15 protein-coding genes are annotated in these 11892 nt (G+C 61.9%); 8 read left to right on the forward strand and 7 right to left on the reverse strand.

What is annotated here, in order from left to right:
* The first annotated feature begins 1 nt into the window (after position 1).
* Positions 2-1234 carry a glycolate oxidase subunit GlcF gene (glcF, locus tag AC3WOY_RS17405; RefSeq protein ID WP_492425976.1) on the forward strand — a complete coding sequence of 411 codons (1233 nt, stop codon included), beginning with the start codon at positions 2-4 and terminating at the stop codon, positions 1232-1234.
* Positions 1235-1350: 116 nt separating this feature from the next.
* Complete coding sequence (locus AC3WOY_RS17410) at positions 1351-1473, forward strand: hypothetical protein (protein ID WP_492425978.1); 123 nt, start codon at positions 1351-1353, stop codon at positions 1471-1473.
* Between the two features lie 27 nt (positions 1474-1500).
* On the opposite strand, the gene AC3WOY_RS17415 is transcribed toward AC3WOY_RS17410, so the two are convergent.
* Genes AC3WOY_RS17415 through AC3WOY_RS17425 form a run of 3 tightly spaced genes read right to left on the reverse strand, consistent with a single transcriptional unit; the run spans position 1501 to position 4178 of the window.
* On the reverse strand, positions 1501-1986 hold the full coding sequence (locus tag AC3WOY_RS17415) for a glutathione peroxidase (protein WP_492425980.1): 486 nt from the start codon (positions 1984-1986) through the stop codon (positions 1501-1503).
* Positions 1983-3119 carry a PilT/PilU family type 4a pilus ATPase gene (locus AC3WOY_RS17420; RefSeq protein WP_492425982.1) on the reverse strand — a complete coding sequence of 379 codons (1137 nt, stop codon included), beginning with the start codon at positions 3117-3119 and terminating at the stop codon, positions 1983-1985. The genes AC3WOY_RS17415 and AC3WOY_RS17420 overlap by 4 nt, the downstream gene beginning before the upstream one ends.
* Before the next feature lie 15 nt (positions 3120-3134).
* Positions 3135-4178, reverse strand: coding sequence for a type IV pilus twitching motility protein PilT (locus tag AC3WOY_RS17425; protein ID WP_420476794.1), 1044 nt, complete (start codon positions 4176-4178; stop codon positions 3135-3137).
* 85 nt (positions 4179-4263) lie between these two features.
* Between AC3WOY_RS17425 and AC3WOY_RS17430 the strand changes: the two genes are divergently transcribed.
* Both AC3WOY_RS17430 and proC read left to right on the forward strand, forming a co-directional pair.
* Positions 4264-4968 (forward strand): YggS family pyridoxal phosphate-dependent enzyme, encoded by a 705-nt coding sequence (locus AC3WOY_RS17430; protein WP_492425985.1) that lies wholly within the window; start codon positions 4264-4266, stop codon positions 4966-4968.
* The gene (gene proC, locus AC3WOY_RS17435) at positions 4958-5782 is read left to right on the forward strand and encodes a pyrroline-5-carboxylate reductase (protein WP_492425987.1); all 825 of its coding nucleotides are present in this window, start codon (positions 4958-4960) and stop codon (positions 5780-5782) included. The genes AC3WOY_RS17430 and proC overlap by 11 nt, the downstream gene beginning before the upstream one ends.
* On the opposite strand, the gene AC3WOY_RS17440 is transcribed toward proC, so the two are convergent.
* The 4 genes from AC3WOY_RS17440 to ubiA form a co-directional block, all read right to left on the reverse strand.
* Positions 5783-6088 (reverse strand): YqjK family protein, encoded by a 306-nt coding sequence (locus AC3WOY_RS17440; protein WP_492425989.1) that lies wholly within the window; start codon positions 6086-6088, stop codon positions 5783-5785.
* Positions 6085-6450, reverse strand: a complete 366-nt coding sequence (locus AC3WOY_RS17445) for a phage holin family protein (protein ID WP_492425991.1) — start codon at positions 6448-6450, stop codon at positions 6085-6087. Before AC3WOY_RS17445 ends, AC3WOY_RS17440 begins: the two co-directional genes overlap by 4 nt.
* Before the next feature lie 4 nt (positions 6451-6454).
* Complete coding sequence (locus AC3WOY_RS17450; RefSeq protein WP_492425993.1) at positions 6455-6772, reverse strand: ElaB/YgaM/YqjD family protein; 318 nt, start codon at positions 6770-6772, stop codon at positions 6455-6457.
* A 78-nt stretch (positions 6773-6850) separates the two neighbouring features.
* Positions 6851-7705, reverse strand: coding sequence for a 4-hydroxybenzoate octaprenyltransferase (ubiA, locus tag AC3WOY_RS17455; RefSeq protein WP_492425995.1), 855 nt, complete (start codon positions 7703-7705; stop codon positions 6851-6853).
* 114 nt (positions 7706-7819) lie between these two features.
* On the opposite strand from ubiA, the gene ugpB reads away from it, so the two are divergent.
* From ugpB to AC3WOY_RS17475, 4 genes are all read left to right on the forward strand, one after another.
* Complete coding sequence (gene ugpB, locus AC3WOY_RS17460; protein WP_492425997.1) at positions 7820-9130, forward strand: sn-glycerol-3-phosphate ABC transporter substrate-binding protein UgpB; 1311 nt, start codon at positions 7820-7822, stop codon at positions 9128-9130.
* A gap of 48 nt (positions 9131-9178) precedes the next feature.
* On the forward strand, positions 9179-9871 hold the full coding sequence (locus AC3WOY_RS17465; RefSeq protein ID WP_492425999.1) for an ABC transporter permease subunit: 693 nt from the start codon (positions 9179-9181) through the stop codon (positions 9869-9871).
* Positions 9868-10719 (forward strand): sn-glycerol-3-phosphate ABC transporter permease UgpE, encoded by an 852-nt coding sequence (gene ugpE, locus AC3WOY_RS17470; RefSeq protein ID WP_492426001.1) that lies wholly within the window; start codon positions 9868-9870, stop codon positions 10717-10719. Before AC3WOY_RS17465 ends, ugpE begins: the two co-directional genes overlap by 4 nt.
* A 94-nt stretch (positions 10720-10813) precedes the next feature.
* Entirely contained in the window at positions 10814-11890 is a 1077-nt protein-coding gene (locus AC3WOY_RS17475) for a sn-glycerol-3-phosphate import ATP-binding protein UgpC (RefSeq protein ID WP_492426003.1), read from the forward strand.
* The last annotated feature ends 2 nt before the right edge of the window (positions 11891-11892 follow it).

Here is an 11892-nt window from a genome sequence, read left to right on the forward strand (position 1 = left end):
CATGCAAACCAATCTCGCTGATTTCATCAAGAACACGCCGGAAGGCGAAGAGGCCGATGCCATCCTGCGCAAGTGCGTGCACTGCGGCTTCTGCACCGCCACCTGCCCGACTTACCAGCTGCTCGGCGACGAGCTCGACGGCCCGCGCGGACGCATCTACCTGATGAAGCAGGTGCTCGAAGGCAAGAAGGCGACCTTCAAGACCATGACCCACCTGGATCGCTGCCTGACCTGCCGCAACTGCGAGTCGACCTGCCCGTCGGGCGTGCAGTACGGCCGCCTGGTCGACATCGGCCGCAAGATCGTGGAGCAGCAGGTGGAACGGCCGCTGTCGCAGCGTATCGTGCGTACCGCCCTGAAGGAGGCGCTGCCGCGCAAGTGGCTCTTTCAGCCGGCGATGGCGGCAGGACAGCTGGTGCGCCCGTTGCTGCCGCAAGTGCTGAAGAACAAGGTGCCCGCGAAACAGAACGCCGGCGCATGGCCTTCCACCCAGCACGTCCGCAAGATGCTGCTGCTGGAAGGCTGCGTGCAGCCGTCCATGTCGCCCAACATCAATACGGCCACCGCCCGCGTGCTGGACGCGCTCGGCGTGCAACTGGTCGTCGCGCCGAAGGCAGGCTGCTGCGGCGCCATCCGTTACCACATGAACGACCAGGATGGCGGCCTGGACGACATGCGCAACAACATCGATGCCTGGTGGCCCTATGTGGAGTCCGGCGTGGAAGCGATCGTGATGAACGCGTCCGGCTGCGGCGTGACCGTCAAGGAATACGGCCACCTGCTGGCCAACGACGCGAACTACGCGGAGAAGGCCAGGCGCATTTCGGAACTCACGAAGGACGTGAGCGAAATCCTGCCCGCCTTCGAGGCGGATCTGGCGAAGAAGCTGCAGGGCAAGATCAAGGAGCGCGTCGCCTACCATCCGCCGTGCACGCTGCAGCACGGCCAGCAGATCCGCGGCAAGGTGGAGGGGGTGCTGCGCGCCGCCGGCGTCGATGTGCAATTGTGCGCCGACAGCCATCTCTGCTGCGGCTCGGCCGGTACCTACTCGGTGCTGCAGCCCGAGCTGTCGTACAAGCTGCGCGATAACAAGCTGGCAAACCTGCAGGCGACAAAACCGGATGTCATCGTCTCGGCGAACATCGGTTGCCAGACGCACCTGCAATCGGGAACGGACACGCCGGTCACGCACTGGATCGAACTTATTGACAGGGCGTTATCGAAAGCCGCGTAGCGGATTGCGGTATCAGCGGCGTGAATAGGTCTTATCGGAAATCGGAATTGGATCTATAACTGGTGCCTCCCTATACTGGGTTCAACAAAGATTGAACCACTGAAAGGAAGAGCATCATGTCCGCCGTACCCTATGTCGTCCTGTTTGCTGTCGTTGCTGTCGGCGTTGTCGAAGCAGTTGCCTATCTCGTCATGAAGGACAGGATCCTGCCCGGCGCCCGCCGCGCACAACCGGAGTAAGCGGAGTAAGGCAGTTGGCTGGGCGGATCACTCCGCCAGCAGCTTCTCGATATCCTTCATCAGTTCCTTCGGCTCGGTCTGCGGCGCGTAACGCTTGTACACGTGCCCGTCCTTGCGAACCAGGAACTTGGTGAAATTCCATTTGATCGCTTCGGTGCCCATGAGCCCGGGGGCCTCGCTCTTGAGGTGCTTGAACAGCGGATGCGCGGCATCGCCGTTCACGTCGATCTTGTCGAAGAGGGGAAAGGTGACGCCGTAATTGCGTTCGCAAAAGGCGCCGATCTCCGCGTTGCTCCCCGGCTCCTGCGCGCCGAACTGGTTGCAGGGGAAGCCCAGCACTTCCACGCCCTTGTCCTTGAACTGTTCGTAGACGGCTTCCAGCCCCTTGTACTGGGGCGTGTAGCCGCATTCGCTGGCCGTGTTCACGATCAGGAGCACCTTGCCCTTGAACTGCTTCAGGTTGATATCCTTGCCGTCCAGGCCCTTGGCCCTGAAATCGTAAACGGTTGTCATACAATCCCCAGGTGTTCCGTGCCCTTGCTCAGGTCGCGGCCTTGCGCTTCCTTGCTGTTGAGCTTGATTGCCAGGCGCAGGTCATTGACCGAGTCGGCGTTGCGCAGCGCATCCTCGTAGGAAATCTTGCCCAGTTCGTACAGGTCGAACAGCGCCTGGTCGAACGTCTGCATGCCCAGTTCGCGCGACTTCTTCATGATTTCCTTGATCTCGTGCACTTCGCCCTTGAAGATCAGGTCGGAAATCAGCGGCGAGTTCAGCATCACTTCCACCGCCGCGCAACGGCCCTTGGTGTCCTTCAGCGGGACGAGGCGCTGCGAAACCATCGCTTTCAGATTGAGCGACAAATCCATCAAAAGTTGCGCGCGCCGCTCTTCGGGGAAGAAGTTGATGATGCGGTCCAGTGCCTGGTTGGAGCTGTTGGCGTGCATGGTGGCAAGGCAGAGGTGGCCGGTTTCGGCGAACGCCACCGCATAGTCCATCGTTTCGCGGTCGCGGATTTCGCCGATCAGGATCACGTCCGGCGCCTGGCGCAGCGTGTTCTTCAGTGCCGCGAACCAGTCCGCTGTGTCGACGCCCACTTCGCGCTGGGTGATGATGCAGTTCTTGTGCGGATGCACGTATTCGACCGGGTCCTCGATGGTGATGATGTGGCCGTAGCTGTTCTCGTTGCGATAGCCGACCATCCCCGCCAGCGTGGTCGATTTACCGGAGCCGGTCGCGCCCACCATGATCACCAGGCCGCGCTTGGTCATCGCGACTTCCTTCAGCACTTCCGGCACACCGAGGTCTTCCAGCTTCGGGATGGTGGTGGTGATGGTACGCAGCACCATGCCCACCTTGCCCTGCTGCACGAATGCAGACACACGGAAACGGCCAAGGCCGCCGGGGCTGATGGCGAAATTGCATTCCTTGGTCGCCTCGAATTCAGCGGCCTGCTTGTCGTTCATGATCGCGCGCGCCAGTTCGACGGTGTGCGTGGACGTCAACGGCTGGTTCGACACCGGCGTCATCTTGCCGTCGATCTTGAATGCCGGCGGGAATTCTGCGGTGATGAAAAGGTCGGAGCCGTTCTTGCTGAGCATCAGCCTCAGCAGGTCGTGCATGAATTTCGTGGCCTGTTCGCGTTCCATGATTGATCCTTTGCGTTAGCCGGGAAAATTTTCCGGCGTCTTGGCTGCGGCGCGTGCGGCGGCGGAGGAAATGACATTGCGGCGCACCAGGTCCGTGAGGTTCTGGTCCAGCGTCTGCATGCCGATGTTGCTGCCGGTCTGGATGGCGGAATACATTTGCGCGACCTTCGCTTCGCGAATGAGGTTTCGAATAGCGGGTGTACCCAGCATGATCTCGTGCGCGGCGACGCGGCCGCCACCGTCCTTGGTTTTTAGCAGCGTCTGCGAAATCACAGCCTGCAGCGATTCGGACAGCATCGCGCGGACCATTTCCTTTTCTTCCGCCGGGAACACGTCGACGATACGGTCGATGGTCTTGGCGGCGGACGAGGTGTGCAGGGTGCCGAACACGAGGTGGCCGGTTTCCGCGGCAGTCAGCGCGAGGCGGATGGTTTCGAGGTCGCGCAATTCGCCGACGAGAATGGCGTCCGGATCTTCACGCAGTGCGGAGCGCAACGCGTTCTGGAAGGACATGGTATGCGGGCCGACTTCGCGCTGGTTGATCAGGCACTTCTTGGATTCGTGCACGAATTCGATCGGGTCCTCGACGGTCAGGATGTGGCCGTATTCGTTCTCGTTCAGGTGGTTGATCATCGCCGCCAGCGTGGTCGATTTGCCCGAGCCGGTGGGGCCGGTGACCAGCACCAGTCCGCGCGGCTTCATCGCGAGGTCGGCGAAGATCTTGGGGCAGTGCAATTGCTCCAGCGTCAGCACCTTGGACGGAATGGTACGCAGCACAGCCGCCGCGCCACGGTCCTGGTTGTAGGCGTTAACGCGGAAACGGGCCAAGCCGGGAATGGCGAAGGAAAAGTCGCACTCGAGCACTTCCTCATACGCCTTGCGCTGGCCGTCGTTCATGATGTCATAGATCATGCCGTGCACATCGCGATGCTCCAGCGGCGGCAGGTTGATGCGGCGCACGTCGCCGTGCACGCGGATCATCGGCGGCAGGCCGGCCGACAGGTGCAAGTCGGACGCGTTATTCTTGACTGCGAAGGCGAGGAGTTCGGAAATGTCCATTTATAATCCCAGGGCCGGCGAGGATGCCGTAAGTAAATAAGCAATGCCGGTCACGGGCATCGGCATTGCCTTGAGTAAATTGATTATGTCTCCAATTTCCCACAACTTGCAAGCCGTGCGGGACCGTATCGCGGCCGGGGCGCGCGCAGCGTTGCGTGATCCCCAAACCGTGCAGCTTCTCGCCGTGTCAAAGACCTTCGGGGCCGATGCCGTCGTCGACGCCGCCGCTGCCGGCCAGCGCGCATTCGGAGAGAACTACTTGCAGGAAGCCGTGGACAAGATGGCATCGATCCATGCGTCCCGTCCGGACCTGAAGCTTGAATGGCACTTCATCGGTCCGATACAGAGCAACAAGACAAGACCGATTGCCGAGCATTTCGACTGGGTGCATTCGGTCGACCGGGAAAAGATCGCGCATCGACTGTCGGAGCAGCGCCCGGCGCACTTGCCGGCCTTGAACATCTGCCTGCAGGTGAATATCAGCGGCGAGGACACCAAGAGCGGCGTCGCGCCGCACGACGTCGCGGCAGTGGCGAAAGCGATCATCGGGCTGCCGAACCTGAAGCTGCGTGGGCTGATGGCGATTCCCGAACCGGCTGACGATGCCGAGCGTCAGCGCGAGCCGTTCCGGAAACTGCGGCAGCTGTTCGACCAACTGAACGAGGAAGGATTGGCGCTGGACACGCTCTCGATGGGCATGTCGGCGGATATGGATGCGGCGATCGCGGAAGGCGCGACGATCGTGCGTGTGGGGACGGCTATTTTTGGACAGAGGACGTATGCAAAATAACTTGAAAATCGGCTTCATCGGCGGCGGCAACATGGCGTCGGCACTGATTGGCGGACTGGCCGGCAAACTGACCGCGGGCGCGAATATCCATGTGGTCGATCCGAACGCGGACGCATTGCAGAAATTGCAGTCGCAGTTCGGCGTGACCTCCGCGCAGCAGATCGATGCGGCGCTGGCGAAGTGCGACGTCATCGTGCTCTCGGTGAAGCCGCAGCAGATGAAGGGCGTGGTGCAGCAGTTGCGCCCGCACGTCTCCAGACAACTCGTCCTGTCGATCGCGGCGGGCATCCGCGCGGTCGACCTGTCGCGCTGGCTCGGCGGCCACGATGTCATCGTACGCACCATGCCCAACACCCCGGCGCTGATCGGCAAGGGCATCACCGGCATGGTGGCGACGTCCGGCGTGTCGAAGGAGCTGCGCGATGCCGCCGATTCCATCATGCGTGCGGTGGGTGCGACCGTCTGGCTCGACGACGAGTCCTTGATCGATCCTGTGACGGCGGTATCCGGCAGCGGTCCCGCCTATGTGTTCTATTTCATTGAAGCGATGCAGCAGGCCGCGCAGGAAATGGGATTGACCGCGGAGCAGGGCAACCAGCTCGCCATCGAGACCTTTGTCGGCGCAGCCCAGCTTGCCGCGAACTCGACCGATCCGGTGTCGGTGCTGCGCGAGCGCGTGACTTCCAAAGGCGGCACGACCTATGCGGCCTTGACCAGCATGGATGCCAGCGGCGTGAAGGAGGCCATCGTCAAGGCGCTGAAGGCGGCCGCAGCGCGCGGCAAGGAACTGGGCGAGGAATTCGGCAAGGATTGATCAGCGCAGGCGCGCGATCATCGCCATTACTGTCGGCGCGATGGACTGCCATGAACGCAGTCCGGATACGCCGAGCCGGAAAAGCGACGACAGGCGGCGCGGCGTCAACAGCAGGATTGCCGCCGCCGCGCCGGCAATCCATCCCGGATGCTGGCGGATGCGCGCGACGATGCGCAGACCCGATTCCAGCGATTCAAGCCGGTAGGTCCAGGGGCGCAATTGCTGTTCAAGCTCGCTGCGGAGCGCGCCGCTCTCGGCCAGCAACTGCCGCCGTTTCCACGCCAGGAATTCCGCGCGCGTCTTCATGCGCGCGGCTGCAAGAGTTCGGAATCCCGCGACAGCTCCGACATCGTATGCCCCAGCAAGCGCGGCTTCGACCGGTACTGCCGCCGCACCCGCAGCGCAATCGCCACCGACGTACCGCCGAAAAGCGCAATCAGACCAGCCAGGATGGCGACACGATGCGAGTCCCAGTACAGGACGACGGCAAGCATGACGCCGAGCACGACCGCGATGCCCAGACAGAACATCGCCGCCAGCGACAGCATGAGGCAGGAGAAATAGCGCAGCGACTCTTCCTCAAGCTCCGTGGAGGCCAGTTCGACCCGGTTCTGGACGATGGCAAGCAAGGTCGCCGCGAGGCGCGACGCGGATTCCGCGATCATCATGCGCTTAGCGGCGCCCGATCAGCAGGCCGATGGCCAGCCCGGTCAGTGCGCCGATGCCGACGGCCTGCCAGGGATTTTCCTTCACATACTGCTGCGTCGTGTCGAGCGCGTCGCGCGCGCCTTCGGCGACACGCTCTTCCAGGCCGGACAGGCTGCTCCTCGCATCACTCAGCGTCGATTCGAACCGTGCGCGCGCGACGCGGTAACCATCATCCAGTTGCTGCCCGCTGCTGCGAAGCAGGTCTTCGGCATCCTTGATCACCAGCCGCAGGTCTTCAAGCAAGCGGTCGCGGATATCGCCACCCAATCCAATCGTCTCCATCGTGCACTCCTGTGTTAGTCAGACCGACTTTGAGTGTAAGCAACAGGACGAGCGGCATCTTGCGAGGGGTCAAACCCGCTATCGCAATGCGTAGTCGAGCGCAATGCCGCCAAAGATCGCCGCGCCGAGCCAGTTGTTGTGGCGGAAGGCGGTGAAGCAGCGCATGCGGTCGCGGCCCCGGATCAGGACGTAGTGGTAGGCGGCACAGCCGATCGCGACGAGGATGCCGGCAACGAACCACGCGTGCAGGCCGTATTCCAGTCCGACCACGAGGATGATGACAAAGGCCACGGCGTAGCACACCATGACGGCCATGACGTCGAAGCGGCCGAAGGTGATGGCGGAGGTCTTGATGCCGATCTTCAAGTCATCGTCGCGGTCGACCATTGCATATTCGGTGTCGTACGCCACGGCCCAGAAGACATTGGCGATGAGCAGCATCCAGGCGGCGGCGGGCACCGTGTCCTGCACGGCGGCGAAGGCCATCGGGATGCCGAAGCCGAAGGCGATGCCCAGGTAGGCCTGCGGAATGGCAAAGAAACGCTTGAAGTACGGATAGCTGCCCGCGATCAGGACCGCCGCCACGGACAGTTGCTTGGTCAGCGTGTTCAGCGGCAGGATCAGCGCGAACGAAACCAGTGACAGCACCACCGCCACCATGACCGCTTCCCACGCGGCGATCTTGCCGCTGGTCAAAGGCCTTTCCGCCGTCCGTTTGACATGCTTGTCGAAGTCGCGATCGGCGAAGTCATTGATCGCGCAGCCGGCCGAGCGCATGAGGATGGTGCCGACCGTGAAAATGGCGACCAGCTTCCAGTCCGGATGTCCGTTCGACGCCAGCCAGAGGGCCGAGAGGGTCGGCCACAGCAGGAGCAGGATGCCGATGGGTTTGTCGATGCGGATCAGTCGGGCGTACAGGGCGAGTCGGTTCATGGTCGGTTTTTGCGCTGCAAAATCGAATTATAAGCGGCATGCACAAGGTTTAAGTTATCGTAATGCAACGGTCACATGAGATGACTAGCATACAAATTTTGGACGGAGACAACCATGCGATATGCATTGAAACCGCTTTTTGCCGCGGGAATGTTTGCCATGGCCGGCGCCACTGCCCATGCCGCCACCGAGATCAGCTGGTGGCATTCCATGCAGGGCGCGCTCGGCGAACGGGTCAACAACCTCGCGGACCAGTTCAACAAGAGCCAGTCGGAATACAAGGTCAATCCGGTCTTCAAGGGCAGCTACGACGAGGCGATGGCCGCCGCGATCGCCGCCTACCGCGCGGGCAACGCGCCGCACATCCTGCAGGTGTTCGAGGTCGGCACCGCCACCATGATGTACTCGAAGGGCGCAATCGTGCCGGTCACCGAAGTGATGAAGACCGCCGGCGAGAAGTTCGACCCATCCGTGTACGTTCCCGCCGTCGCCGGCTATTACACCTCGCCCAAGGGCGACATGGTGTCCTTCCCGTTCAACAGCTCGACCACCGTCTTCTATTACAACAAGGACATGTTCGCCAAGGCAGGACTGGACCCGAACAAGGCGCCGTCCACCTGGCAGGAAGTGCTGTCCGCCGCCGCCAAGCTCAAGGCCAGCGGCGAGAAGTGCGCCTATACGACCGGCTGGCAGTCCTGGGTGCACCTGGAGAATTTCTCGGCCTGGCATAACGTCGAGTTCGCGACGAAGAACAATGGCTTCGGCGGACTGGATGCACGGCTGTCGTTCAACAGCCCGCTGCACGTCAAGCACATCGAGAACCTGTCGAACTGGGCAAAGCAGGGCTACTTCACCTATGCCGGCCGCAAGAACGAGCCGGAAGCCAAGTTCTATTCGGGCGAATGCGCGATGCTGACCTCGTCCAGTTCGGCCTACGCCAACATCAACAAGAATGCGAAGTTCAAGTTCGCCGTGTCGCCCCTGCCGTACTACAGCGAAGTGCAGGGCGCCCCGCAGAACACCATCATCGGCGGCGCGTCGTTGTGGGTGATGAGCGGCAAGAAGACGGACGAATACAAGGCGGTCGCGAAGTTCTTCAAGTTCCTGTCGCAGCCGGAAGTGCAGGCCAAATGGCACCAGGAGACCGGCTACCTGCCGATTACCACCGCGGCGTACGAGCTGACCAAGCAGTCGGGCTTCTACGAGAAGTCGCCGGGACCGCAAGTGCCGGTGCAGCAGATGATCGTCAAGACCACGGCGAAGTCGCGCGGCATCCGCCTCGGCAGCTTCGTGCAGATCCGTACCATCGTCGACGAGGAACTGGAGCAGGTCTGGAACGGCAAGAAGACAGCCAAAGAGGCGCTCGATACCGCCGTCAAGCGCGGCAACGAGCTGCTGGTGCGCTTCGAGAAGACCAACAAGTAAGGCGATCAGCGGGATCCGTCCTGCGGATCCCGTCCCGTCCGGAGAGCAATGGAAAAACGCGCGCGCTTCAGGTCCGCCTGGCTGCCCTATGCACTGGTGGCGCCCCAGATCCTCATCACCCTGCTGTTCTTCTTCTGGCCGGCCGCCCAGGCGCTGTACCAGTCGGTGCTGATGCAGGACGCGTTCGGCGTGTCCTCCGAGTTCGTCTGGTTCGACAACTTCCGCGACCTGTTCAACGACGGGAATTACCTCGAGTCCTTCAAGACCACGGCCATGTTCTCCGTGCTGGTCGCCTGCATCGGGCTGTCGCTGTCGCTGGTCCTGGCCGTGTTTGCCGACCGCGTCGTCAAGGGGGCGGCGATCTACAAGACCTTCCTGTTCTTCCTCGCGGGCCTGCAGGCGATTCCGAAATCGCTGATCGAAGCGGCGGCAATCGATGGCGCGGGGCCGGTGCGGCGCTTCTTCACCATCGTCTTTCCGCTGCTGTCGCCGACGACCTTCTTTCTGCTGGTGATCAACATCGTGTACTCCTTCTTCGACACCTTCGCGATCATCGAGGCCACGACGCACGGCGGCCCGGGCAAGGAGACCGAGATCCTGGTGTACAAGGTGTTCCATGACGGCTTCAAGGGCGGCGATCTTGGCAGCGCGGCGGCGCAGTCGGTGGTGCTGATGGCCATCGTGATCACGCTGACGGTGCTGCAGTTCAAGTATGTTGAACGGAAGGTGCAGTACTCATGATCGAACGTCGCCCTGTCCTTGATTTCATCAGTCACCTTGTGCTGATACTCGGCGTCGCCATCGTTGCTTTCCCGATTTACGTCGCTTTTGTCGCCAGCACGCAAACTGCCGAGCAGGCGGCAATGGCGCCGTTGTCGCTGGTGCCGGGAGACCGGTTCCTCGCCAATTACTCCGCTGTCATTGTCGAAGGCGCATCCGGCTATATCACGGCGCCACCTGTCGGACGCATGATGTGGGTCAGCCTGGTATCGGCGCTCGTGATTGCGATAGGAAAAATTTCTATCTCGATGCTGTCCGCCTTCGCCATCGTGTACTTCCGATTCCCGGGGCGGTCGATGTTTTTCTGGATGATCTTCATCACCCTGATGCTGCCGGTGGAAGTGCGCATCACGCCAACCTACCAGGTCGTCTCCGACCTGCGCATGCTCAACAGTTACGCAGGCTTGACCGTTCCGCTGATCGCGTCGGCGACGGCGACCTTTCTGTTCCGGCAGTTCTTTCTCACCGTCCCGGACGAGCTGGCCGAGGCGGCGCGCATCGACGGCGCGGGGCCGCTGCGCTTCTTCAGGGATGTCTTGTGGCCGCTGTCGCGCACCAATGTGATTGCGTTGTTCGTCATCATGTTCATCTATGGCTGGAACCAGTATCTCTGGCCGCTGCTGGTGGCGACGGAGCAGGGCATGTATCCGATCGGCATTGGCATCAAGACGATGATTGCCGGCGGCGACGCGGCACCCGAATGGAACATGGTGATGGCAACGCTCATCCTGGCCATGCTGCCGCCGGGGCTAGTCGTGGTGATCATGCAGAAGTGGTTCGTCAAGGGATTGGTTGATTCGGAAAAGTGACGGCAATGTCCAAGAGCGCAAAGCGCGATTGGAAACAGTGCCGTCATCCCGGCGCAGGCCGGGATCCAGTGGCGTTTAATGAGTTGTTAGGCATATGGCACAAGTCCACCTGAAAAACATTACCAAGACCTACGGCAAAGGCGCCAAGGCAGTCGAGGTCATCCATGGCATCTCGATCGATATCGCCGACGGCGAATTCATCGTCATGGTCGGTCCGTCGGGCTGCGGCAAGTCGACACTGCTGCGCATGGTGGCCGGGCTGGAGGAAATTACCGGCGGCGATATCGTCATTGGCGACCGCGTCGTCAACGAACTGGAACCGAAAGACCGCGACATCGCGATGGTGTTCCAGAATTACGCGCTGTATCCGCACATGAGCGTGTACGAGAACATGGCCTACGGATTGAAGATCCGGCGCTTTTCAAAGGCCGATATCGACAGCCGCGTGCAGAAGGCAGCGAAGATCCTGGAACTGGGCGCGCTGCTCGACCGCACACCGCGCCAGCTCTCCGGCGGCCAGCGGCAGCGCGTGGCAATGGGGCGGGCGATCGTGCGCGAACCGGCGGTGTTCCTGTTCGACGAGCCCTTGTCCAACCTCGACGCCAAGTTGCGCGTGCAGATGCGGCTGGAAATCCAGAAACTGCATCGCGCGCTCGGCACCACCAGCCTCTATGTGACGCATGACCAGGTCGAGGCCATGACGCTGGGCCAGCGCATGATCGTGATGAATGCGGGACGCGCGGAGCAGATCGGCACGCCTGCGGAGGTTTACGGCAGGCCGGCCACGACCTTTGTCGCCGGGTTCATCGGATCGCCGCCGATGAACCTGTTGCCGGGCAAGGTCAGCAGCGACGGAGCGTGGTTCGAGCTGGGGAACGGTGCAAGTGCCGCCTTGCCGGTGCCGGCGGGGTCAATGCAGAACCGGGAGTGCATCCTCGGCATCCGGCCGGAACACATGCAGCTCGGGAAGCCGGGATTGAGTTTTCAGGTGGAGATGGTGGAGGCGCTCGGGGCGGACGTGCTCGTCCATGGCACGGCGGGCGGACTGCCGCTTGTCCTCCGGGCGCCGTCCAACGTACATGCCCAAGTCGGCGAGACGCTCCAGGCCGGTTACGACGCCACGGCCGTGCACTGGTTCGACCCGAAGACGACGCACCGGCTGGAAGCCTGAAC

This window comes from Noviherbaspirillum sp. FW303-A3 (assembly GCF_058788695.1).